Raw genomic sequence first — 23,525 nt, forward strand, 5'->3', positions numbered from 1 at the left:
CTCCTTATCTGCATATAGAACAAACTGCTTCAGCAGCTATACCTTCTTCCCGTCCTACGAAACCAAGACGCTCTGTAGTTGTTCCTTTTATATTAATCCTGTTTTTCTCAAGATCTAAAGCTTTTGCAATGTTATCTCTCATATCCTCTGTATAACGTCCTATCTTAGGTGCCTGAGCCATCACGGTAATATCCGCATTTATCACAGTATAGTGATTCGCAGCAAGAAGCTTTCCCACTCTCTGCAAAAGAACCATGCTGGATATTCCTCTATACTGATCATCTGTATCAGGAAAATGCTTCCCTATATCCCCCAGTGAAGCCGCTCCCAACAAGGCATCCATAAGAGCATGAATTACAACGTCTGCATCAGAATGGCCCGCAAGACCTCTTTCATAGGGAATGCTGACGCCTCCTAATATCAGATCCCTGCCTTCAGCAAAAGCATGGACATCAAATCCTGTCCCCACCCTGTTCTCCATAGGTAAATCCTCTTTCGTAGTTATCTTTATATTGCCGTAATCACCCTTCACAAGCATTACTTTATATCCGGCTTTCTCTGCTAAAGATGCATCATCAGTTCCGCATAATCCCTCTGCATATGCTTTGTCATACGCTCGCTTCAAATAATCTTTCCTGAATCCTTGAGGTGTCTGGACAGAAAAATACAGGCTTCTGTCAACACTCCTGCTCATGACTTCGTCTGTCGCCATCCTGAGACTGTCTTTCATAGGGACGCATGGCACGGCAGCGCCTTTTTCAACTGTTCCTTCTATCACTGCATGGATCACATGTCTTTTTACAAAAGGTCTTGCTCCATCATGAACAAGAACATAATCAGTATCCGGGCATTTTTCTCCTATGGCTTTAAGCGCATTATATACCGATTCCTGTCGCTCACAGCCTCCCCGAACTATATCGCATACCTTATTTATTTCATACGATCCGACTATATTCCTGCAATGCTTAATATATTCCTCATTTGCCACGATAAATATATGATCGATCTCATCCATATCCGAAAACACTTTAAGTGTTTTGGCAAGCACAGGTTTACTGCCTATCATGAGATATTGTTTTGGTATATCGCCGCCGAGACGAGTTCCCTTCCCTGCCGCAGCTATTATTACCGAGATACTGTTTCCTTTATACATTACACTACCCTCTGCCGCCGACTGCAGGTTTGGCAAATATCATTCTTCCTGCAGATGTCTGCAGCACACTTGTAACAATCACTTTTATAGTTTTCCCTATAAACCGTTTGCCGTCTTCGACTACTATCATCGTACCATCATCCAGATATGCCACAGCCTGATTATTCTCCTTGCCTTCTTTTACAAGAGACAGCACCATTTCTTCACCGGGAAGCACCACAGGCTTCAAAGTATTGGCAAGCTCATTTATATTGAGAACCTCAACGCCCTTTATTCCTGCCACCTTGTTTAGATTAAAATCATTTGTGACTACCTTTCCGTTCATAATCTGCGCCAGTTTCAGCAGCTTTACATCTACCTCCGGAATCTCATCCAGAGCTTTTTCTGCAGTCGTATTGTAAATCTCGATACCATATTCATTCTGTATCTTGTTAAGTATATCAAGGCCTCTTCTCCCTCTGTTCCTTTTAAGGGCATCAGACGAATCGGCTATATGCCTGAGTTCTACAAGCACAAATTCCGGAATAACGATAGTTCCTTCTATAAACCCTGTTTTCATGATATCAGCTATCCTGCCATCTATAATCACACTTGTATCAAAGATCTTAGGAGAAGCATCAGATTTCACTTTTCCGGATTTGCTGCCTCCCACCGAGGAAATAAGTTTGGCGCTCGGCCAGGCATTTCTAATATCTTTTCCCTTTTTGGTCGCAATGACGATTCCCAGATATCCGAGTATTATGTATGTAATAATATTCAAAATAACATCTAAATACGGTATTTTTATGCCGACATATACCTGACTTATCAAAAAAGCGATAATAAGACCCACTATAAGTCCGATAGTACCCATTACCAGATCATTCAAAGATACTTTCTGCAAATCCGATTCTATATTGCTTGCCATCTTGTTTCCTTGTTTTTTAAGGGTAGGTGTCAATCTGAAAAATATTAAACCAAAGATAATTGCGAATAAAACGGCGATACATAATTCCTGTATTTCCGAAAAATCAACCAGCTCTTCATGTCCTGCAAGGGCAAAACAGAATTTGGTCAATAAAAACAAACCATACCCTACTATGGCTCCCGCCATCGTGAAAACAGCTCTGACTAGTTTTTTCAACATAACTCACACCTCCTTTCTCTGCAATTGTCCAGTGTGATTATATCACAATTTCTGTACCTCGCCAACAAATTATGGTACAATCACTACATAAGCTTCATATACAAATCACATAGAAATCTTATTCTTAATTCATATACATAAGGAGGACTTAACTATGGCGAAAATTTTAGTGGCAGACGACGAACAGAAGATAAGAGAGGTCATAAGAGAATATTCCGAATTCAACGGTCACGAAATAACCGAAGCAGCCGATGGAATGACAGCTGTGGGACTTTGCAAATTAAATGATTACGATCTTATCATTATGGATATCATGATGCCTAATCTTGATGGGTTTTCAGCTTGCAAAGAAATAAGAAAAATAAAAGATATTCCTATAATCATGTTATCGGCAAGAAGCGAGGAATACGATAAACTTTTCGGTTTTGAACTGGGAATAGATGACTACGTAGTGAAACCCTTCAGCCCAAAAGAACTGATGGCAAGAGTAAACGCTGTTCTTTCGAGAAACAGCGCCCCTGAAAAGCCCGCCGAAAAAATCATGAAATTCGATGGTCTTGAGATTAATATCCCCGCCAGAACAGTCTACGTTGACGGAAAAAAGGTAGAGCTTACACCAAAAGAGTATGATCTGCTGTTTTACCTTGTGGAAAATAAGAATATTGCTCTTTCCAGAGACAAACTTTTATCCGATATATGGGGATACGACTTCTTCGGCGATGACAGAACCATAGATACTCATATAAAGAATCTCAGAAACAATCTCGGAAAATACAGAGATTATATAGTTACATTAAGAGGGGTAGGTTATAAGTTTGAAGCTTAGACTCGACTACAAAAGCATAAAATTCAAAACATGGCTGTATTTCATATTATTCGCCGCATTTCTCATGATAGTTCTGTGGTTTTTTCAAGTACTGTTTTTAAACAGCTTCTACAGCGTCATGAAAGATGAGCAGACAAGAAGAGTCGCCAAAAACATCGAATCTGCCTATAAGCTTAAAAGCAGCGAAAAATTTCTTAAATCAGTAGAAAATATATCAAATACCAACGACATGTTCATATATGTAGTATCTCATGACGGTAATACCATGTATTTCAGACCTTCAGGGGACAGTACTAATGCGCAGTATTACGCCGAGCAGATAGAAACCATCAATCAGATAATGCTCAAAGAGAATGCGGACTCTGTATACAAAAGAATAAAAAGTGATGACTCAAAAGATGTCTTAGCTTACGGAAAGCTGCTGACAAACAAAAACAAAGAACCTATGCTGGTATACATATTTTCCCCTCTGTATCCGGTATCTTCAACTATACAGATACTGACTAATCAGCTTGTATATGTGACGTTCATCTCTTTGATGGTGGCATGTCTTATTTCATTTTATCTTTCCATCAGGATCACAAGACCTATACGAAAAATAACACGTTCTGCCGAAAGATTGGCTGACGGAGAGTACGGAATTGTATTTAAAGGCGGCCATTACACAGAAATAAACAATCTGGCCGACACACTTACGAGAGCTTCCATAGAGCTTGAAAAATCCGATATGCTCCAAAAAGACCTTATCGCAAATGTATCTCACGACCTGAGAACACCTCTCACCATGATAAAATCATACGCTGAAATGATTCGCGATTTGTCAGGAAACAATCCAAAAAAAAGAGAACAACATTTGAAGGTCATAATAGACGAAGCTGACAGACTCAATATGTTGGTCGGAGATCTTCTTTCACTTTCAAGAATGCAGTCGGGAAAGATGGTTCTTCATCCCGGTAATTTCAATATTACACAGGCCGCCCGGAGTATACTCAACACTTATAAGATTATGGAAGACGAAGAAGGCTATACTTTTAAACTTAACTGTTCCGCTAATTACATAGTAAACGGAGACGAAGAAAAGATTAAACAAGTAATATCAAACCTTGTCACCAATGCTATAAAATTCGCCGGGGAAGACAAGACAATAATACTTTCTCTGAAGCGCCGAGGCAAATATGTTATCTGCAGAGTAGAAGATCACGGAGTGGGAATAGCTCCGGAAGAACTTAATCATGTATGGGAACGTTATTACAGAGCCAGTTCAAATATGGTAAGATCCTCAGAAGGTTCAGGACTTGGTCTTTCAATAGTAAAAGAGATTCTGACGCTCCATAAATCAAATTTTGGAGTTGACAGTACCGTCAGCAAAGGAACCACATTCTGGTTCGAGCTGAATTTTGTAAAAGCCGAAAAAATGCGTCCGGCTCTTACAGAAAACACAGAAAGGAATGAATCATCAAATGAACAATAATAGATATATTATAGATTGTGACTTTCACACTCACACAGGATTTTCTGATGACTGTGACGTTTCGGTGGAAGAAATGCTTAAAAGCGCCGCAGATCAGGGAATCAGAACACTTGCAGTTACCGATCATTATGATCCGGGATATCCGGATCCTGAATTTCCTTTTACTATCGATTTCAAAAAATATCAGGAAACAATGTTAAAAGCACGAGAAGAATACAAAGGAACCATGGATATAATGATAGGCCTCGAAGTCGGTATAATGGAAGGACAATTTGACGCTGCCCATCAGATCATCAACGCCTTTGACTATGACATAATACTGGGATCATTCCACTGTCTCAAAGATAAAGACTTATACACACTTGATTATACCGGTGTAGACGGTCCGTCTATGCTTGAAGATTTTTATGTATATATGCACAGCTGTCTCAAAAAATTCCATAACTATGATGTTATCGGTCATTTCAGCATACTTGACAGATACATAGGAAAACTTTATGATTACACGCCTCTGACTGATATTACCGATGAAATACTGAAACTGATAATACGTCAAGGGAAAGGGCTTGAAATCAATACTTCCAGCTTCAAATACGGTACAGGAACATGGCTTCCAAGAGAATCTATATTAAAAAGATATCTCCAGCTTGGCGGTGAAATACTTACCTTTGGTTCCGATGCACATTCGCCGGAACATTACAGATTTCACTTCAATGATGCAGTGGAATTCGCCAGATCACTGGGGTTCAAATATTACTGCAAATTCAAATGCAGAAAACCGGAATTCGTTAAACTATAAAAAATTTCCCCGCAGATATCATCCAAAAAAGCAACTCCATCAGGCTTGGTATTAAAGCTTGATGGAGTTGCTTCTTATTATTATCAGCCGATCCTTATAGACTTCACTTCCATGAATTCATCAAATCCGCATTTTCCGTTTTCTCTTCCTATACCGGACTGTTTATACCCTCCGAAAGGCACATCTATGGTAAAGGCTCCGCCGTTCACAAGAACTGTACCGGCCTGTATCTTTTCAGCAAACTCAAGCGCCTCTTTTTCGTCTCCGAATACAGCTCCCGCAAGTCCATAGATACTGTCATTAGCTATTTCGAGAGCTTCTTCTTCTGTATCGTAATAAATTATGCCCATGACAGGACCAAAAATCTCCTCCTGCGCTATTACCATATCATTAGTAACATCTGTAAAAATAACAGGCTGCACATAGTATCCGTTTTCGTAATCATCAGGAATCTCTCCGCAAATCATCTTCGCACCCTCTTCTATACCCAGCCTTATATATCTATTGACTTTATGAAATCCCTTCTCACTGGCAAGCGGTCCTATTCTGGTATCAGGTTCATTTGGGTCTCCTACTTTAAGTTCTTTTACAAATGTCAACATGAAGTTCTCCAGATCATCTTTTATTTCACGAGGTGCAATCAGCCTTGTCAATGCAGAACATGTTTGCCCGGTGTTCAGAAAACACTCCATCATCGTTCCTACAGCTGCCTTTTCATAATCGGCTGACCTTAATATAACCGAAGCGGATTTTCCTCCAAGTTCCAAAGCGATCTTCTTGACATTGCTCTCAATACCCATCATTCCTACTTTTTTTCCTTGCTGTGTAGACCCCGTAAAGGATACCATATCTACATCTTCATGTTTTGAAAGAAGCGTTCCTACTTGCTCTCCGCGTCCTGTCACTATATTTATGACTCCCGGAGGCAAGCCTATCTCTTCAGCTGCTTCTGACAGAACATATGCTGAAACAGGAGCCAACTGACTTGGTTTAAGAACGATACAGTTACCTGCCGCTATAGCAGGAAATATCTTCGAAGTTTCCTGATAAATAGGGTAATTCCATGGAGTAAGGCAAGCTATAACGCCTATAGGCTCTTTTCTTACTATATTATTGCCACACTTTTCACTGTAACTATAATTTCTCGCAAGGTCTGAATAATATCTCGCCTGTTCTATAGAACTTACCACCTGCAAGCCATATACGTATTTTACAGGGGTTCCGATCTCACTTGTTATTGTCTTGCCTACTTCATCCTTATGCCTTTCAATATAATCAGCAAATTTTCCGACATAATCAGCTCTCTCCTCAGGGCTTAAAGCGCTCCATTTGGGAAATGCTGCTCTCGCAGCAGCTACAGCCCTGTCTACATCAGCTTGATTGCCGTCAGGAACTCTTGCGAATATCTGTCTGTCAGCAGGATTCTCTACAGAAATGAACTCCCCGCTGTCGCCATTCACATACTTTCCATTGATATATAATTTATAATTATCCATTATTTACTACCTCCTGCTCTGATTTTACAACCAATCGTCTCTATAATCAACAAAAGGAGATATATTCTCCATACTATCGCATTTCAAATATATCTCCTTTGACTTCATTCAATACCAAGAGCCACTTATTCACCCTGATAATACCGTCCATATGCATCCGCTGCCTTCAGAGCAGCGAATACCGTTTCAGGAGTTACTTCAAACGGCATGTTATGGAGAGTATCGTTTTCGGCACAAGCCGCTTCAGCCACTTCCATTATCTGCTGATCCGTTATTTTTTTCGCTCCGAGCTGCTTCCATGTTATAGGAAGCCCCACTTCTATACAAAACTCTATAACCTCTTCAAGCTCCTCAACAGGTACATTTTCCAGCACCAGCTGCGTTATAGTACCAAAAGCCACTTTCTCTCCATGATACATATCATGGCATTCCTCCAGCACAGTCATTCCGTTATGAATAGCGTGAGCGCCCGCAAGACCTGCACTTTCAAAGCCTATACCCGAAAGCAGTGTATTTGCTTCTATGATTTTCTCTACAGATTCTGTGCATGCTCCGGCTTCAAGTGCAATCTTGGCCTTTACCCCTTCTTCCATAAGTGTGTTAAAGCACAGTTCTGCCAATGTCATTGCAGCTTCAGTCGTTTTACCTCCGGCACATGATACAGCTCCGCTTTGCTTACATGCTCTTGCCTCAAAATACGTTGCCAGAGCATCTCCCATTCCTGCAACTGTAAGCCTCACCGGTGATTTTGCTATGATGTCTGTATCCATCATCACCATATTAGGATTTGAAGGAAGAAACAGATACTCTTCAAAAACCCCGTCATCTGTATATATAACAGATAAGGCGCTGCACGGTGCGTCTGTAGAAGCTATGGTAGGACAGATCATCACAGGTGTCTTATTGTAAAAAGCTACCGCCTTTGCTGTATCAAATATCTTACCGCCTCCTACTCCTACTACCAAATCACATCCGCTGTCTTTCATCAGTGCTGATATTCTGTCGATTTCATTTCTGCTGCATTCACCGTTAAAATAATCAAATTTCAGCTGACAGTCTGCGTTCTTAAAACTTTCCTCGATCTCATCGCCTATCCGTTTATATCCGCCGTGACTTATGAGAATGAGAGCTTTCGACCCATATCCTGCCGCATAAGTTCCCAATTTCTTCATTTCCCCTGCGCCCTGAACATATCTTGAAGGGCTTATTAAAATTTTTGCCATGATAATAATCTCCTTTCTGTCTGCAACAGCTGTCTTTAAAGATTTTCCCAATTAACGCTGTATTTTATTCATATTGAATAGCGTATACTTTTTATTGTACAAAGTATACCATATTTATGCAGACAATCCACAGCAAAAATAGATTTTTACGCCATTTTTCTTTCGTCTGCCAACGCCTCAGCTATACTGTCATAACCTCTCCTATAAGCCTCTATATTAGAGTCAGCTACATTTGCCGCAAAAACTTTTCTGATCTCATCTTCCACAGTATCAAAATGTATCTTTGGGAGAAGTTTAGTCAACGCTCCCAGCATCACCATATTCACGGTAAAAGGTTTGCCCATATCCTCTGCTATTTGCGTAGCGGGTATTGCGTAACAACCATTGGTATCTTCATCTACAAGAGTACTGTTCACTAAAATGACTGCATCTTTTTTTACTGTATCGATGTACTTATTAAACCCTATCTGATTCATGGCAACAAACACATCCGCTGTATCTACTTTCATATAATCTATAGTTTCATCAGATATGACTACTTCTGCTTTACATGCACCGCCTCTTGCCTCCGGGCCATAACTTTGCGTCTGGGAAATATTGTAATTTTCTCCCAACCCATATCCTTTTGCCAGTAGAACAGATGCCAATATGACTCCCTGCCCACCTGCTCCTGCGAACCTTATATTAATTCTCATCTTTCCTACTCTCCTTCTACATTTATAGCTCCATCCGGGCATAATTTCTCGCACATTCTGCAAACTACACACTCCTCGATTTTACTTATATTTGGCATTGTAGTTCCGTAATTATTGCGTTTTTTTGATTTCACCAAAACCTTCTTTGGACATACAGCAAGGCATATATTGCATCCTTTGCAGCATGCTTTATCTACTGTGATACTGACCATGACTCCGTCCTCTCTATTCCTTGTTCTCTAAGTCTGGCTTCTGTCTTTTCTATATACTCTTCTGCTCCGTCATCATTTCTGAATACGCCTATAGGAATCTTCCCCTCTATACGTGTTTTTCCTTCCTTGTATAAATAAGTATTTTCTTTGTATAGCCGCATTATCTTTGCCGGATCCTTCTCCCCGTATATACTTTTCCCGGCCTGAACAGGGCACTGCGAAAGAACTTCTATAAAAGAAAAGCCTCTGTGCATCAAGCCGTCTTTTATGGATTTTGCCAGCTGAACAGGATGAGCTGTCGTCCATCTGGCCACATAACTGGCTCCAAGTGACATCACGAGCCTGCATCCGTTTATAGGCTCATCTATACATCCAAAGGGAGATGTCTTAGTGATCGCGCCTTTTGGTGTGGAGGGAGATTTCTGTCCTCCTGTCATCCCATATATATAATTATTTACCATGATAACTGTCAAATCTATATTTCTGGACGCTGCATGAAGAAGATGATTGCCTCCGATAGCCAGACAGTCTCCGTCTCCGGTGAAGACCATTATTTTCTTATCAGGTCTGGCCAATTTCAGACCTTCCGCAAATGCCAGCGCTCTCCCGTGCATAGTATGCATGACATCCATTTTATAATAACAAGGTATCCATGATGAACATCCTATCCCGCTTACACAAGCGATATCATCTTTTATCCCCAGCTCATCCATAGCATTGGCCGCCGCAAACTGTATTATTCCGTTTCCGCAGCCGGAACAAAATAGTGTAGGCAACGATTCCGTTTTAATATATTTCTCATACAGTTTATTCATTTATTCCTACCTCCTCCAATATCTTATCCAATATCTCCTTTGGAGTATGAATATCACCGCCACATTTCGGCATAGATATAACAGCTTTATCCTTAAAAACTCTTTCTATTTCTCTGAAATATTTACCTACATTCATCTCAGGCACTATGATAATATCAACATTTTTTGCAGCCTCTTTGAGTAATTTTTCCGGAAACGGCCATACAGTGTTTATTTTCACCAGCCCCACTTTAAGATGACTGTAATCTGTATGCAATGTTTCCTGCACACCTTTTCTGAAAAGGTCTTTTACAATCCTCAGTTTTGAAGCAATTCTTCCGTCCTTGACGCCTCTTGCCAGCTTTACGGCATTAAGTGAAGGTCTTGCGACCGAACCATAGGCCACGATAGCTACATCAGCATCCTCCATAAAATACGTATCTATGCTTGCTATGATATCCGTATTATCTGATATTTTTCTGTTTATATCATTTATGAATTCACCGCTTCGCTTTGCCAAATGCCCTATCCTTCTGCCTTGTTCATCATGAAGCTGACCTTCAACCATGGTGTTTTTCCCCTGAAAAAAATCAGCCTGCGGAGATACTACATATTGATGTTTCACACTTTCAATAATTTTCGAACCGCCCTCAACTGCTATCTTCTCTCTCATATGGCCTACTACCTCATCAGCCAAAACGATAACCGGTGTCCTGAATTGTTCTGCAAGTTCAAAAGCTCTCACTGTAAAATCGAACATTTCCTGAACAGAAGAAGGAGTAAGAACAATAATTTCATAATCACCATGACTGCCATATCTGGCTTGATATATATCTTGTTGTGATGAAAGCGTCGGCTGGCCCGTTGAAGGGCCTCCTCTCTGAACATTTACTATCACTATGGGAGTTTCTGTTACTGCCGCAAACCCTATAGCTTCCTGCATCAATGTATATCCCGGACCTGACGTAGCTGTCATGGCTTTTTTTCCGCCCCACCTTGCACCTATTATGGCACATGCAGATCCTATCTCGTCTTCCATCTGAATAAATGCACCGCCTGATTTCTGCATTTCTGCGGACATCATTTCTATGATTTCTGTCGACGGTGTTATAGGATATCCTGCAAAAAATCTGCAGCCTGCATAGATCGCTCCTTTAGCGCAAGCCTCATTCCCCTGCAGTACCAACTCTTTTTTTCTTAAGGATCGCCTTTCCATTATCTGACCTCTCTGTTTTAACGATATAGCAAAATCATCTTCTGCTGCATTACATAAATATTACAGGATAATATTTCCCAAAGCCTCATTACATTTTTAACTAATTTGCTATACTATTATGTTTGAATTTCCTTTTCTTTTTAATTTTAAAAAGCGCTCTTTTCCTTCTTATTTTCCTTAGGATAATATTAGCATTCCATTTTAGTAACTTCAAGGCAAAAACATTGAAATTCCAACATTCTTTTGTTTTAAAAAAGTATATTGTATCTTTGTATACAATCATATTTTAATAAAATCATCATTAGGCAATACTGTGAATTAAAAGTATTACAAAAAAGACAACCGCAAATTTGTTACATTTGCAGATGTCTTTTTATAACAGTCTTTTTTTATTTTATATCATAGACAGAAGGAACTCTGTTATGGAATGTTCCCAGAGCATCTCTTATCTGACTGGGATAATCTGAGTCTACATAAGCCTGAATAAATGACGGTTTATCAGGCGCAGTGGCAACCGGTATTCCCCATGGATCAGCAATAAGGCTGCGTCCGCACATGTTGAGGGTATCACATACCTTGCCAAAAATATTTACTCCCATCACATACATTCCGTTCTGAAGCGCAGCAGCTTTTATAAGATCCTGCCAATGATCAAAACGAGGCGAAAAAAATGCAGCCGGCACCATAAGATACTCTACACCTTTAAGGGCATAGGTTCTGGCCATTTCAGGAAATCTCACATCATAACACACCATAACACCAACTCGTCCGAAATCTGTATCAAATGTTAAAAGATTATCTCCTCTGGTTATCTGATACGATTCCTGTTCCTCACCTTTAGCATCCAGAACATCGAAAAGATGTATTTTATCATATGATCCTATGATATCACCATTTCGGTCAAATACGAGGGAAGTATTATAAATATTTCCATCTTCCTGCTTATTGGCAACTGTGCCGCCTATTATATAAGTATCATAGGCTCTGGCACGCATAGCCAGCATTTTTTTAATTTCTTCATTATATTCTTCTATTATCGGAGTATCCTTGCTCTCCGGAACAAAAGAAAAATATTCGGGAAATACTGCGATGTCAACATATTTATATAAGCCCAAGGCTTCATCAAGCAATCCGAAAGCATCTTTCAGGTTTTTTTCCAGATCATATTTTGTAGGTGAATTCTGAATACCTACGATACTTACCTTTCTACCCATAATCTAACTCCTTATCATTACTAAAGCGGATATTCGGGAACATAAAGCTGCTGAAGCGTCGCTCCTTCGAGAACTTCCTTTTTCTCTCCGGACTCCTGAGCCTGATCGGAAATAGCCGTATCCAGCAATTCTTCTGCCTCGAAATCGCGCAGCACCAATATTCCGTTCCTATCTGCCATTATCATATCCCCGGGATGAACCACTACGCCTCCACATGAGACATCATAATTTATCTCACCACAGTCATGTATAAACTTAGTCGTCAGAGCGCTTACACCTCTGGCAAATACAGGAATACCGATTTCCTCTATCTCTTCAAAATCTGTCATAGGGCCATCTATCACTATAGCACTGACTTTCCTTGTATTAGCACACAGCGCTACCATCTCTCCCACTGCGGCGTGAGTTTTGTCTCCACACCTGTCGATCACAATGATGTCACCTTCCTGAGCCATACTTACGGCGAGGTGCAAAGCTTTAGATTCTTCTGACGGTATTCTTACGGTCAAAGCATTTCCGAAAACTTTAGTCTCACGTCCGCACATAAACTTTATATCCGGATTCATGAATCCAAATTCCGTATAATGTCCCATGGCCGCTATATCAGCTTTCAATGCTTTCTCTGCCAGTCTCTCCGAAAGACCGTATTTTCTTTCCGCTATATTAATTTTCATCATTTGCCTTCTCTTCCTCCGCTGAAGCGCCGGCGCTCATAAGCCTATCAGCCTCAATCACGGCTTTTATGCCGTACCCTAAAACTATAGCTGCAGGAATGATCAGCATTGCCGCGCACTCATATGCCAACCAATCCCACCTGTATATGAATCCCAGTATTATTATGACCGACTGTATAGCTATAACTATAAGAGATGCTGCCGTTACAATGGGGTCTTTTCCTATTCTCTCATTGTTTTTCCTCTGTTTGTTTTCCATTTTTACACCCCCTGTTGAAGACCGGCAGTCCTGCCGCCTGCTCCTTTATAAGTGATCTTACATATGATCATATAAAGTATGAAAGAAGCTACCCAAGTGATATTGTTTGCAGGAACTCCTGTGCTTTCTGCCATTATGTAGTTCCAGAAAAGCCAGAAAGCGAAGCCAAATGCCATGGTAATCCAGCCTGCCTGAGGAGTCCTCTTCTTGTAGAACAGTCCGACAACAAGCGGAACAAAAAGACCTGCCACTTGGAATCCCGTTACAAAGTAAATGGCATTTACTATTCCCGACATCCATTGAGAAGTTGCCAGCATGGAGAATATTATTATAATCACCGTCGCTACATTACTCCACTTTATCATCTTTTCATCACTTACTGATTTTCCGGTAAATGCTGTATAAAGATCCTTCGTACATGCCGCTGCCTGTACGAGAATATAACTGGAAAGAGTAGACATTACTGCTGCTATAAGGCCTGCCACAAACAACCCTCTGAGACCTGTCGGAAGAGCTTCAAATACAGTCATCCAGAAAGCTCTGTAGAATTCTTCTCCCGGATGCAGAGTTCTTGCACAGAAACCTATCATTATAACTGCCGCAGAAAATACCAGCCACATAGGTATACAGAACATAAAAGAGCGTTTCGCCGTCTTTGCTGAATCAGAAGCAGAGAATCGCTGATACATCATCGGTTCTGTATATATCGCAAGTCCTATAAGAGCCCATGACAGTGCCGTAAGACTGCTCATTCCTCCCATCGGCTCAAAAAGAGAAGGAGCTTCTGTTCCCAGTGATGAGAATATGGCATCCCATCCGCCTGTCATATTCATGACCATGATGACTCCGATACCCACCGAAAAGCTGATGAATCCCAGCTGGAATGTATCAGTCATAGTCACTGACCACATTCCCGAAGCCAATACATATATACCTACTATTATCCCGGAAACCACTACAGATATAACTGTCGGCATATCGAACATCAGAGCCAGAAGCTGTGATATTACAGTGATATTAGCTCCGTTATAGAGCACTCCCGCCAGTACCGCTATAGTTGAAAAAACTTTAGCCTTTCTGTTGTACAGATATTCCATAAGATCAGGAATAGTCATTACATCCTCAGGAATCTTTCCTCTTACCAGCGGTGCTATCCACAGTGCAAACGGTATCCTTGATATGGTGCATGGTATTACATAAACTATCATTCCCGCTATACCTATAGTAGCTCCATATTCAGCCACACCTACCACAGAATATCCGTCGTACCATGAAGTCATCATAGTACCGATAACCAGAGGCAAAGTCAAAGATCTCCCTGACAGAAAATAACTGCTCATACTGGCTCTTGCTTTACTCCTAAAACGGAGACCGATACCGATCATAAGCACAAAATATCCTACAAGGATAGCAGTATCAAAACCTCCCCAAGGCACATTAACGTGTAACATTTTTTCCTCCTTCTCCAACTATTTCTTCCATTTTTCAAGAAATGCAACAATAGTCTTTACTGCGTTCTCTATCATCTTCTCGCCTTTTTCGGCGTTTCCTGCAAAAGGATCTCCAAGAACTGAAGTTTCTGTATCAGCCGTAAAATATTCATAAACATATAAGTTAGGGATTTCTTCGCCTGCTCTTCTTTCCTTCTTCATCATCTTTTCCTCTACGACAAGTTCAGGAAAAAGATATTTAAGAATAGATGTGCCCACTTCTGCGGCATGTCCCTGAGGAAAATCACTTTCCATCAGTTCTTTATTGATGTTAAAAACAAATCTCCACCAGTCTATATGAGCACATTCCATACCGTGATCTCTCATGAATTCACATGCCACTTGATCTATAGCGCCTATATTTCCCACATGTCCGCACAGAAAAAGAACTTTCTTTATTCCCTGTCTTCTCAGACTTTCCATTACATCACGATAAAGAGATATGAGTGTCTGTGTCGACACGGTCAGTGTGCCTGTATAGCACATAAGGTCTTCAGAAAACCCATATGTTATCGGCGGGGCTACAAAACAGCCCGCCTCTTTGGCAGCTCTCTTGGCCACCTCATAAGTCACCATCCAATCAGATCCCATCGGAAGATGATGTCCGTACGCTTCCGTAGCTCCGACAGGAAATATAGCTGTATCTGACTCTTTAATAAACCTTCCGAATTCTTCAAGCGTCATTTCTGCAATAAGGTTTTTATCCATTGCCTGACCTCCTTCTAAAATATTTAATAATAATGAATTTAATTATATACAAAATATGTTCCGTATCTGTCTGCCGGTATCCAGGCTTTCTTCTCCTTTCCTCCAAAGGAATACAGTACCTCATAATATGGCCTGTAAAACTTTTCTGATGATATGACTTCCAGTTCCGGCGGTTTCTTATATTTTGACAGAAGAACTTTCCATCTGGCATCCACGACGGCTTTCTTCACAGCTTGTTCATCAGAAAAAAATTCTTCCTCTATCAAATCTCCTTCTATACTTTTTCTTATAATTTTTAGCTTAATATTATCCTCTATGACGCCTGTCCCCTTTTTATCATCAACAATAAAAGTAAGACGCCCTTTATCGGTCCTTCTTGCGCTGAAATATGAAACGGAGTATTGCAGAACAACTTTCCTGCACGGCACATAACAAAATCTCGTACTTACAATACGAGGTCTGAACAGGAACATTTTTTTTGGCACTAAATCACCAAGCTCACTTTCACTGACAGTTATCTCAGTTACATGATTTTTAACCAAAGTCTTACCTTCCTCTTCAATAACAGTTTTTTTGCTTTTCAGTCTTTTTACAGATTTTTTTACTTCTTTCATAGTTTCTACCTCGTTAAACCTTTACTTCTAAATTTTATTATTACTTTTATTTTAGGGCAATACAAAAGCGTCAATTGTCTGTCATTTTATATTGACAAAAAAATGACACCACTCTATACTTATGGTATGATAAAGGAGTTACTGTCATGAAAGAAAAATCTTATACACAGCTTTCCCTTATTCTCGATCATCTCTTTATCAAATCCAAGGATCTGGCTTCGGCTATCCACGTTGATGCTTCCATGGTAAGCAGATGGAGAACGGGAAAAAGGATACTTAGCAACAGATCTGAACATTATGCCAACATCATAAATTTTATACTGTACTGGGATGAACGGATGAATTATCAGAATATCGCCACCTTTCTCATAGATTATTATCCTAATAATTCTTATGAAACGAGAGATGATTTTCACAGCGCCATAGATATGTGGCTTTCCGAAAAGAAAATATCGCCTTCTTCTCCTCCGGAATATCCTCCCGTATCCTCTCCTGCCATGAATATACAGCTTAATATCTTGGATACCACACTCCAAAAAAAGAAAGCTATGCTGTATCTGCTGGATGTCGCCCTCTCTCTTTCAGACAGCAGAAATCTTTACATACTCATGGATACCTTTGCAGACAAACTTCTAAATGAAGAAGACTTTTACAGCAAATGGATAGAACGTCTGAAGATGGTAACATCTAAAGGAATCACTGTCCACTTCATATACAGCAGCTACTTCTTAGGATCCTCCATCATCAACATGGACAATTTTCTGAAGCTCTGTTTCTCTGAAAATTATCATGCATATTATATGGCAAAGGCAAGCGGACATCCCTTCATGCTTTGTGTCTTGGAAGAAAGCTTTGCTATAACTAATTTTGTACATATACCTGATGAGAAAACATCAAGCTTCTTCACATTTTCTGACAGAAAACTTCTTTACAGATTCCAGCATTATTATCTGGAACAACTCAATAACTGTACTTCTTTTCTTAATTATTACAACTATCCGAACCATTTCTTCGATCATATGGATTTTTCTTCAGATGCAAAACGAAAGCTTTGCTGCTATGATCCTACGCCTTTTCTGTTTCCTGTGCCTCCTGAATTTTTCAAGGAGATCTTGGATTATAATGGTTTCGATGACGAATCTGCTTCTCTTATCATGAAACGATATATGTCCATAATATACGAACCATTCATGAGCGCCGATAACGTTTTTACTCATAATATCATACTGGATATCAGTGAAATGGCAAGAGCTCTCAGATCTGCAGATCAAATTATCATGTGCAAGATATTGACAGACGAAGAAATAGTAATACCGAGAAAATTCTTCTCAGGATATGTTCAGTACATATATGATTTTATCCGAAAACATATGAAAAGTGGGAACCCTCCTTTCGATATATTTCTCATCACGGACAGCAATATGTCACTTCCCCGTGACTCCTCCGTATTCACTGTGGACAGTCTCTTTGCATATATCCATTCATACTCCATGAACAGATATCTGATGATAACTAATCCGGCCATTGCAACAGATATGTATCGCTATATAAAAAAGGCGTGGGACAAACTGCCTGAAGAAAATCACTATACCAAAAGCAGCCTTTTGCTTCTCGAAAAGTTGCTTCGCACTTTATCATAACACAAAAATACACCTGCAGATTCTTTCATCATATCTGTCAGGTGTATTTTATTATTACTTTTTCTGTATCTCTATCCAGCGTTCCTCAGCCCTTGTCCTTGAATTCTCAAGATGAATGCGCACAGCTTCAACTGCTCTTTCCGTATTTCTTGCTTCCAAAGCTTTATATATCTTCTCATGCTCGGCATATATAGCCGGCAGATCAGCTTCCTTCTTTAAAGTATTCTTCCTCGCTATATGAACATAATCCTGATATGATTTTAATACTTGGACAATGAATCTGCTTTTTGTCATCAAATATATCATATTATGAAAGTCTTCATTAGCTTTGAGAAGTTTTTCGTAAAAATTATTTTCTGTATAAAAACTCATGAGTACCAAATGGTCCCACAGACGAGCTAAATCTTCACTTCCGGCATTTTCTACGGCCCATGTTACAGCCAGCTGCTCTACAGATGATCTTACAGCATATATATCTGACATATCTCTCATGGTAAATCCTTTAGCAAAACATCCCTTATTAGGAATATATTCTACAAGCTGCTCCTTTGAAAGCTGTTTAAATGCATCTCTTACAGGTGTTCTGCTTACTTTCAGATCTTTCGCTATCTTACTTTCAATCAGCTTTTCTCCCATAGGATACTCGCCGTTTATGATCCTAGCTCTCAGAATCTCTGTTACTTCTTCCGCAAGAGACGCCTCCCCCGCCAGTTTTTCATGTTGCACTTTTGCTCTCCTTTTCCCTTTATCTCCACAGCTCTTCATCTGTAGGAACATAATTATCAGGCATATACCGTGCGATCCTCGATACGTTCATCAAATGTTTATAATCAAGATTCTCGGAAATACTGTTGTGTCCCCACGAACCGCATCCCAGAGTATTGGTAGGCGCCAGACCATTATAGAAACTGCCTCCTGCACTGCTGGCTGACACTTGATTTATAACAAATCTTGATACACACAGTTCTTTGCCTACATACTCTATATTCTCCTCTGAATCGGAATGAAATGCTGCACTATGTCCTTTTCCATCCTTTTCAAGATTCTCTCTGGCTATATTTACACCTTCTTTGAGAGTCCTATATTTATAGGCTGCTATAACCGGAGCCATTTTCTCACCGCCCAGAGGGTCTGTAATTCCTGTTCCTTCAGCTTCGGCAACAATGATTTTAGTATCTTCGGGAATATCTATTCCTGCCAGCTTCGCCACACTTGCACACGACTGTCCAACTGAATGCCTATTCGGCTTTCCATCCTGAAACAGCGCATCTCTCACAGCCTGCAATTCCTTTCCGCTTCTGACTATATAAGCTCCATTTGCTTCAAACTCTGCCATCACAGCATCATAATCATCTTCATGGCATATCACAGACTGCTCTCCGGAACATATTATCCCGTAATCAAATGTTCTCCCTGCAATTATCTTAGGTACGGCCACCTTACAATCATAACCTTTATCTATGATACATTGTACGTTTCCTGCGCCGACTCCCAAAGCAGGTCTTCCCGAACTGTAGGCTGCTCCTACGACACCTGCTCCTCCTGTAGCTATAACTACATCTACAGACTGCATGAGGTTTTTTGTGTTGTCTCTGGAATGCCAATCCAGTATCTGTATGAGATCATCAGGATATCCCAGTTTGCTAAGCTCTCTGTTTATCATGTTCACGGTTTCTGTACTGCATTTGATAGAACTGTGGTGCGGTGTTATTATGATAGCGTTTCCGCATTTGAGAGCAAACATAGCATTGCTCATAGGAGTGACTATAGGGTTCGTACAAGGCGTTACAGCAGCCACCACACCCATAGGCTTTGCTACTCTGGTTATACCGGTAGTCATATCTGTATCAAGAATGCCTCTGGATCTCTTTCCCTTAAGAGAATTCCATATAATCTTAGACTTCTGTTTATTCTTGGCGATCTTATCGGGAACATTCCCCATATTGGTTTCCTCAACTGCAATTTCAGCCAGATACTCGGCATTGTCATAAACCACCTTTCCTATAGTTTTGACAGCCAGATCCACTTTCTCTTGACTCATCTTCTCAAACTCTGCTTGCGCAGCTCTTGCTCTTTCTATATATCCATCGATATAAACTTTACTCATTTCACTGTCATTCATTCTAATCACCTCTTTAAATCATATCCTTTTATCTGTTCGCAAGAACTATTAAAGCATGCTGCCTGTATCAATATACTTGCTGTGCCAAGACAGCGCCTCATTTAAAATGTGTGGAGTATGCAGCGCAGATACTCGGCATGCTCTTTCAAAATAACTCATCAGCTGTTCTTTAAAATCCGGATGAGCACAATTCTCTATGATTTTCACAGCTTTTTCTTTCGGACTCAATCCCCGAAGATCTGCATACCCCTGTTCTGTAACAAGTACCATGACCTCATGCTCTGTATGATCAACATGAGAAACCATAGGAACTATGGATGAAATTTTACCGCCTTTAGCCGTGGAAGGAGTACTGAAAATAGATATGGCTGCGCTTCTGGAAAAATCTCCTGATCCTCCTATTCCATTCATCATTTTGGATCCCATGACATGAGTAGAATTAACATTCCCGTAAATATCTGCTTCTATAGCAGTATTCATTGCTATGACACCCAGCCTTCTTATTACTTCCGGATTATTGCTTATCTCCTGAGGCCTTAAAATAATTTTGTCTTTGAAAAACTCTGCTTCATCTAAAAATCTTTCTAACGCATCAGGAGATGGGCTCAGTGCTGTTGTGGAAGCGACGGCAGCTTTTCCCGATCTCAGCAGATCGAGCATTGAATCCTGCACAACCTCTGTATAAAAAGTCAGATCTTCATATTGTGAATCGCACAATCCGTATAAGACTGCATTAGCTACACTGCCTACTCCCGATTGCAACGGAAGAAGAGACTTACCTAACCTGCCGTATTCTACTTCTTTCTCAAAAAATTTTATTATATTATCAGAAATCTTTTTTGATATCTCATCGGGTTTGCTCAGAAACCTTGTCTGATCTTTCATATCCGTGACAACTATTGCTGCTATCTTATCAAACCCGCACTCCATATATGGCTTGCCTATCCTATCCCCGGGAGAACATATATTAATAGGTTTTCGGCAGGGGGGATTATCCAGTATAAAAATATCTGCCATGCCTTCAAGACTAAGGGGTTTATCTAAATTGATCTCCACTATAACTTTATCTGCATTCTTGATAAACGACGGTGAATTCCCTATGGAAGTCGTCGGCACTATATGTCCTTCTCCTGTGACAGCCAGTCCCTCTACTATAGCCACATCTATTTTGTTCAGCACGCCATAATTCAGATACTGGGTACTCTGAGATAAATGCAGATCGACATAATCAATCTCTCCCCTGTTTATTTTATCCCTTATGACAGAATTAGTATGATACGGCAGCCGTTTTTTTATCATCCCTGCTTCTGTCAGTTCTGTATCAATTTCGGGACCGACTGATGCTCCCGAATACAGATCTATTTTTATCGTTTCACCGCATCTTCCTCTCTCTGCCAGCGCCAGAGGAACTGCTTTAGGATAACCCGACGGAGTAAACCCGCTTACACCTACAGTCATCCCGTCCTGAATAAACTGCGCTGCCTCCTCGGCAGATCTGAGCAGAGAAAATGCTCGGTCACTTCTCAAACGATCTTTTAGCTCGGTATTAGATCCATTCATCATCCATCACTTCCTTCTTACTTAAATTTACCATGTATCCGCCAAAAAATAAAATCAGCTTTATCTATAAATATATTATTTTTTTCTATGAAGTCAGAAAACTATAAGAAGTAATAAATATTTATACTTCATTTATCCTTTTCGTTATATTATAATTTTAACAGGAGTAAATTGGAGGGACCTTATGAATATAAATCATTTACGATATTTCAAAGAAGTATGCAATCAGGGCAATCTTACTAAGGCGTCAGAGATCTGCCATATCTCCCAGCCCTCAATAACGGCTGCTATAAGCAGTCTTGAGAACGAACTTGGATATAAACTTTTCAATAAAATAAACAACCGCCTCTATCTTTCAGAGGAAGGAAAAGTCTTTCGTGATCTCACCAATGATTTCCTCCAACAATTCGATACATATTACAGTCATGCCCGGGATATATCGTCATCTGCCCATTCACCGCTTCGTCTCGGGGTTCCCGCTATATTGGGAACATTTTTCTTTAAAAAAATAATACCGGATTTTTATGAAAAACATCCGGAAATAGACCTAAAGATTTTTGAAGCTCCCACTATTGATGGCATCAACATGCTTAACAACGCAAAACTTGATCTGCTGCTGGGGATACGCGATAATAAATGTTACAGCAACTGTAACTCAAAAGAAATATTTTCAACAGAGCTTTGCCTTGCAGTAAGCAAAGACAATCCACTGTCAGAAGAGAGATATATAACACCCAAAATGCTTAGCCGTATACCGCTGGTATCCGTCAATAAAGGCTCCTACCATCACAGCATTATGATGAAAGAATTCAAAGATCTTCCTCTGAACATATTAATGTATTCAAACCAACTTTCAACTATACAGTATATGATTTCACATAACTGCGCCTCCGCTGTCATCTATAAAGATGTGTTCAACAAGTCCGAGGATATAATCTGTATACCATTTAAAGACTCTTTGCCTGTACAGATTCATATATTCTGGCAGAAAAGCACATATAAATCTGCTGTCATGAGGACTTTTATTTCTTATATAAGCTCACTGGATTTCAGCTGATTATATGACATTATTGTGAGCATTGTAATATTTTAATGCTTCTATTATATATTCTTTTTTCTGTATGTCCGTCAGCAAATTCTTCGGCAGATATTTTCGAATATCATTACGCACATCCGAAAATTTTATTTTTCCACTTCTCGGCTCTTCTATCTCTTTTTTCACTATCTCTACAGCTTGCTGATCATCCAATTTATTGCATCTTCTCGTTACGTATTTTATCTGCGCTTTATATTTAGACGAAAACTCTCCATGCCATTCTTTAAAAAAACGATTAAAGAATCCCGGCGAAGAGAATCCACAGAACTCACTTATCTGTGTCAGTGTCAGTTTCTTTTCCAGCATCAATATTTCCGCATACTCCATCCTTATATAATTGACAAGTGTTTGAAAATTCACTCCTGTTACAACCTTCAACAAATGTGATACATAATAAGAGCTTAAATACACCTGCTCTGCCACCTCATTTAAGGTTATTTTATTCCTGTAATTCTCCCCTATGTATTTTATTATCTGGTACATTCTGCTTATATCTATATCTTTTATTGACTCTTTTGAGATTTTGAAACGATGATCTTCAATATAGAACCCCTGAAACTCTGTTACAATCGTGTGAACCATTCCTGTTAAAAGTTTCTTTACATAAAAAACATCATATTTATTTGTCAATATATCTAAAATGGTTTCCGAAAGCTCATTCTTAAGCTCATTCAATTTTGATACCTGTGCTTCTTCCAAACACTCCTCACATGTAAAAATCATTATTTCTATATCAGGATACAGGTGAGAAAAAGCAGATGCATCTAAGTGCATAACAACAGTCATGATATCTTCCGTGGAATTATAAAACTGATGAAGATCTCTCATATCAATTAGGATTAGATCCCCTTCAGACAAAACGTATTTATTATGGCGAACCTTCAGCTCAGTTTTCCCTCTGAGAACAAGAACTATTTCCAGTTCCTTATGATAATGATACGGTTCCTCTATTATTGAACAAACATTGATCGAGACAGGCAACCCTTCTATTAATTTTACTTTTTCCAAAAGCATATGTTCCTTCTTTCTCTCCCATATAACAATTAAGCAACAGGAATACTATTTTCAGCAACATAAATATTTTTTTACTGACACACTAATTATACAATATTTAAAGAAGTTGAAAAGGAGGTTTGT

Annotated in this window: 23 protein-coding genes; 5 read left to right on the forward strand and 18 right to left on the reverse strand. The window is 39.7% G+C overall.

Translation table 11 applies throughout. From position 1 onward, the window contains the following. Positions 1–4: 4 nt before the first annotated feature. Together ispD and ACLR96_RS01480 are read right to left on the reverse strand one after the other, a co-directional pair. Positions 5–1,189 (reverse strand): 2-C-methyl-D-erythritol 4-phosphate cytidylyltransferase, encoded by a 1,185-nt coding sequence (gene ispD, locus ACLR96_RS01475; RefSeq protein ID WP_412265082.1) that lies wholly within the window; start codon positions 1,187–1,189, stop codon positions 5–7. Beyond that, positions 1,158–2,279, reverse strand: coding sequence for a PIN domain-containing protein (locus tag ACLR96_RS01480; protein WP_177269499.1), 1,122 nt, complete (start codon positions 2,277–2,279; stop codon positions 1,158–1,160). The genes ispD and ACLR96_RS01480 overlap by 32 nt, the downstream gene beginning before the upstream one ends. Before the next feature lie 154 nt (positions 2,280–2,433). Between ACLR96_RS01480 and ACLR96_RS01485 the strand changes: the two genes are divergently transcribed. Genes ACLR96_RS01485 through ACLR96_RS01495 form a run of 3 tightly spaced genes read left to right on the forward strand, consistent with a single transcriptional unit; the run spans position 2,434 to position 5,375 of the window. Next, complete coding sequence (locus ACLR96_RS01485; RefSeq protein ID WP_412265083.1) at positions 2,434–3,105, forward strand: response regulator transcription factor; 672 nt, start codon at positions 2,434–2,436, stop codon at positions 3,103–3,105. Continuing rightward, complete coding sequence (locus tag ACLR96_RS01490) at positions 3,095–4,576, forward strand: sensor histidine kinase (protein ID WP_177269503.1); 1,482 nt, start codon at positions 3,095–3,097, stop codon at positions 4,574–4,576. Before ACLR96_RS01485 ends, ACLR96_RS01490 begins: the two co-directional genes overlap by 11 nt. Beyond that, on the forward strand, positions 4,566–5,375 hold the full coding sequence (locus ACLR96_RS01495; RefSeq protein WP_177269505.1) for a histidinol-phosphatase HisJ family protein: 810 nt from the start codon (positions 4,566–4,568) through the stop codon (positions 5,373–5,375). The genes ACLR96_RS01490 and ACLR96_RS01495 overlap by 11 nt, the downstream gene beginning before the upstream one ends. Before the next feature lie 83 nt (positions 5,376–5,458). On the opposite strand, the gene ACLR96_RS01500 is transcribed toward ACLR96_RS01495, so the two are convergent. The 12 genes from ACLR96_RS01500 to ACLR96_RS01555 form a co-directional block, all read right to left on the reverse strand. Continuing rightward, positions 5,459–6,871, reverse strand: coding sequence for an aldehyde dehydrogenase family protein (locus ACLR96_RS01500; protein WP_177269506.1), 1,413 nt, complete (start codon positions 6,869–6,871; stop codon positions 5,459–5,461). Between the two features lie 125 nt (positions 6,872–6,996). Next, the gene (locus ACLR96_RS01505) at positions 6,997–8,094 is read right to left on the reverse strand and encodes a glycerol dehydrogenase (protein ID WP_177269508.1); all 1,098 of its coding nucleotides are present in this window, start codon (positions 8,092–8,094) and stop codon (positions 6,997–6,999) included. Between the two features lie 146 nt (positions 8,095–8,240). Further along, entirely contained in the window at positions 8,241–8,789 is a 549-nt protein-coding gene (locus tag ACLR96_RS01510) for a 2-oxoacid:acceptor oxidoreductase family protein (RefSeq protein WP_177269510.1), read from the reverse strand. A gap of 5 nt (positions 8,790–8,794) precedes the next feature. After that, entirely contained in the window at positions 8,795–9,001 is a 207-nt protein-coding gene (locus ACLR96_RS01515) for a 4Fe-4S dicluster domain-containing protein (RefSeq protein WP_177269512.1), read from the reverse strand. Continuing rightward, positions 8,983–9,816, reverse strand: coding sequence for a thiamine pyrophosphate-dependent enzyme (locus ACLR96_RS01520; protein WP_177269514.1), 834 nt, complete (start codon positions 9,814–9,816; stop codon positions 8,983–8,985). Before ACLR96_RS01520 ends, ACLR96_RS01515 begins: the two co-directional genes overlap by 19 nt. Further along, complete coding sequence (locus ACLR96_RS01525; protein WP_177269516.1) at positions 9,809–11,011, reverse strand: thiamine pyrophosphate-binding protein; 1,203 nt, start codon at positions 11,009–11,011, stop codon at positions 9,809–9,811. Before ACLR96_RS01525 ends, ACLR96_RS01520 begins: the two co-directional genes overlap by 8 nt. Before the next feature lie 389 nt (positions 11,012–11,400). Next, positions 11,401–12,225 carry a carbon-nitrogen hydrolase family protein gene (locus ACLR96_RS01530; RefSeq protein ID WP_177269518.1) on the reverse strand — a complete coding sequence of 275 codons (825 nt, stop codon included), beginning with the start codon at positions 12,223–12,225 and terminating at the stop codon, positions 11,401–11,403. 20 nt (positions 12,226–12,245) lie between these two features. Further along, positions 12,246–12,902: an RraA family protein gene (locus tag ACLR96_RS01535; protein WP_177269520.1), complete on the reverse strand. Its 657-nt coding sequence runs from the start codon at positions 12,900–12,902 to the stop codon at positions 12,246–12,248. Continuing rightward, on the reverse strand, positions 12,889–13,158 hold the full coding sequence (locus tag ACLR96_RS01540) for a hypothetical protein (RefSeq protein ID WP_177269522.1): 270 nt from the start codon (positions 13,156–13,158) through the stop codon (positions 12,889–12,891). Before ACLR96_RS01540 ends, ACLR96_RS01535 begins: the two co-directional genes overlap by 14 nt. Before the next feature lie 2 nt (positions 13,159–13,160). After that, on the reverse strand, positions 13,161–14,609 hold the full coding sequence (locus ACLR96_RS01545) for a sodium:solute symporter family protein (protein ID WP_177269524.1): 1,449 nt from the start codon (positions 14,607–14,609) through the stop codon (positions 13,161–13,163). Between the two features lie 18 nt (positions 14,610–14,627). Further along, positions 14,628–15,356: a creatininase family protein gene (locus ACLR96_RS01550; RefSeq protein WP_177269526.1), complete on the reverse strand. Its 729-nt coding sequence runs from the start codon at positions 15,354–15,356 to the stop codon at positions 14,628–14,630. A gap of 38 nt (positions 15,357–15,394) precedes the next feature. After that, positions 15,395–15,970 (reverse strand): hypothetical protein, encoded by a 576-nt coding sequence (locus ACLR96_RS01555; RefSeq protein WP_177269528.1) that lies wholly within the window; start codon positions 15,968–15,970, stop codon positions 15,395–15,397. A 146-nt stretch (positions 15,971–16,116) separates the two neighbouring features. Between ACLR96_RS01555 and ACLR96_RS01560 the strand changes: the two genes are divergently transcribed. Next, positions 16,117–17,610, forward strand: coding sequence for a hypothetical protein (locus ACLR96_RS01560; RefSeq protein ID WP_177269530.1), 1,494 nt, complete (start codon positions 16,117–16,119; stop codon positions 17,608–17,610). 54 nt (positions 17,611–17,664) lie between these two features. Here the strand turns inward: ACLR96_RS01560 and ACLR96_RS01565 are convergent, their stop codons facing one another. The 3 genes from ACLR96_RS01565 to ACLR96_RS01575 are packed head-to-tail and all read right to left on the reverse strand — an operon-like array spanning position 17,665 to position 21,292. Beyond that, on the reverse strand, positions 17,665–18,336 hold the full coding sequence (locus ACLR96_RS01565; RefSeq protein WP_177269531.1) for an FCD domain-containing protein: 672 nt from the start codon (positions 18,334–18,336) through the stop codon (positions 17,665–17,667). 19 nt (positions 18,337–18,355) lie between these two features. Further along, entirely contained in the window at positions 18,356–19,732 is a 1,377-nt protein-coding gene (locus ACLR96_RS01570) for an aldehyde dehydrogenase family protein (RefSeq protein ID WP_177269533.1), read from the reverse strand. Between the two features lie 48 nt (positions 19,733–19,780). Beyond that, positions 19,781–21,292 (reverse strand): acetyl-CoA hydrolase/transferase family protein, encoded by a 1,512-nt coding sequence (locus ACLR96_RS01575; RefSeq protein ID WP_412265088.1) that lies wholly within the window; start codon positions 21,290–21,292, stop codon positions 19,781–19,783. A 184-nt stretch (positions 21,293–21,476) separates the two neighbouring features. Between ACLR96_RS01575 and ACLR96_RS01580 the strand changes: the two genes are divergently transcribed. Continuing rightward, positions 21,477–22,349, forward strand: a complete 873-nt coding sequence (locus ACLR96_RS01580) for a LysR substrate-binding domain-containing protein (protein WP_177269537.1) — start codon at positions 21,477–21,479, stop codon at positions 22,347–22,349. Here the strand turns inward: ACLR96_RS01580 and ACLR96_RS01585 are convergent, their stop codons facing one another. Next, positions 22,350–23,402, reverse strand: a complete 1,053-nt coding sequence (locus ACLR96_RS01585; protein WP_177269539.1) for a helix-turn-helix domain-containing protein — start codon at positions 23,400–23,402, stop codon at positions 22,350–22,352. It abuts the gene before it with no gap. Positions 23,403–23,525 lie beyond the last annotated feature (123 nt).

This window comes from Lentihominibacter sp. (assembly GCF_046951855.1).
Taxonomy (GTDB): Bacteria; Bacillota; Clostridia; order Peptostreptococcales; family Anaerovoracaceae; genus Lentihominibacter; species Lentihominibacter hominis.

Bases quoted from the DNA above. Each gene is read 5' to 3' on its own strand.
- ACLR96_RS01480 (WP_177269499.1), bottom strand. From the start codon at position 2,279: ATGTTGAAAAAACTAGTCAGAGCTGTTTTCACGATGGCGGGAGCCATA.
- ACLR96_RS01485 (WP_412265083.1), top strand. From the start codon at position 2,434: ATGGCGAAAATTTTAGTGGCAGACGACGAACAGAAGATAAGAGAGGTC.
- ACLR96_RS01495 (WP_177269505.1), top strand. From the start codon at position 4,566: ATGAACAATAATAGATATATTATAGATTGTGACTTTCACACTCACACA.
- ACLR96_RS01500 (WP_177269506.1), bottom strand. From the start codon at position 6,871: ATGGATAATTATAAATTATATATCAATGGAAAGTATGTGAATGGCGAC.
- ACLR96_RS01505 (WP_177269508.1), bottom strand. From the start codon at position 8,094: ATGGCAAAAATTTTAATAAGCCCTTCAAGATATGTTCAGGGCGCAGGG.
- ACLR96_RS01510 (WP_177269510.1), bottom strand. From the start codon at position 8,789: ATGAGAATTAATATAAGGTTCGCAGGAGCAGGTGGGCAGGGAGTCATA.
- ACLR96_RS01515 (WP_177269512.1), bottom strand. From the start codon at position 9,001: ATGGTCAGTATCACAGTAGATAAAGCATGCTGCAAAGGATGCAATATA.
- ACLR96_RS01520 (WP_177269514.1), bottom strand. From the start codon at position 9,816: ATGAATAAACTGTATGAGAAATATATTAAAACGGAATCGTTGCCTACA.
- ACLR96_RS01525 (WP_177269516.1), bottom strand. From the start codon at position 11,011: ATGGAAAGGCGATCCTTAAGAAAAAAAGAGTTGGTACTGCAGGGGAAT.
- ACLR96_RS01530 (WP_177269518.1), bottom strand. From the start codon at position 12,225: ATGGGTAGAAAGGTAAGTATCGTAGGTATTCAGAATTCACCTACAAAA.
- ACLR96_RS01535 (WP_177269520.1), bottom strand. From the start codon at position 12,902: ATGATGAAAATTAATATAGCGGAAAGAAAATACGGTCTTTCGGAGAGA.
- ACLR96_RS01540 (WP_177269522.1), bottom strand. From the start codon at position 13,158: ATGGAAAACAAACAGAGGAAAAACAATGAGAGAATAGGAAAAGACCCC.
- ACLR96_RS01545 (WP_177269524.1), bottom strand. From the start codon at position 14,609: ATGTTACACGTTAATGTGCCTTGGGGAGGTTTTGATACTGCTATCCTT.
- ACLR96_RS01550 (WP_177269526.1), bottom strand. From the start codon at position 15,356: ATGGATAAAAACCTTATTGCAGAAATGACGCTTGAAGAATTCGGAAGG.
- ACLR96_RS01555 (WP_177269528.1), bottom strand. From the start codon at position 15,970: ATGAAAGAAGTAAAAAAATCTGTAAAAAGACTGAAAAGCAAAAAAACT.
- ACLR96_RS01560 (WP_177269530.1), top strand. From the start codon at position 16,117: ATGAAAGAAAAATCTTATACACAGCTTTCCCTTATTCTCGATCATCTC.
- ACLR96_RS01570 (WP_177269533.1), bottom strand. From the start codon at position 19,732: ATGAATGACAGTGAAATGAGTAAAGTTTATATCGATGGATATATAGAA.
- ACLR96_RS01575 (WP_412265088.1), bottom strand. From the start codon at position 21,292: ATGAATGGATCTAATACCGAGCTAAAAGATCGTTTGAGAAGTGACCGA.
- ACLR96_RS01580 (WP_177269537.1), top strand. From the start codon at position 21,477: ATGAATATAAATCATTTACGATATTTCAAAGAAGTATGCAATCAGGGC.
- ACLR96_RS01585 (WP_177269539.1), bottom strand. From the start codon at position 23,402: ATGCTTTTGGAAAAAGTAAAATTAATAGAAGGGTTGCCTGTCTCGATC.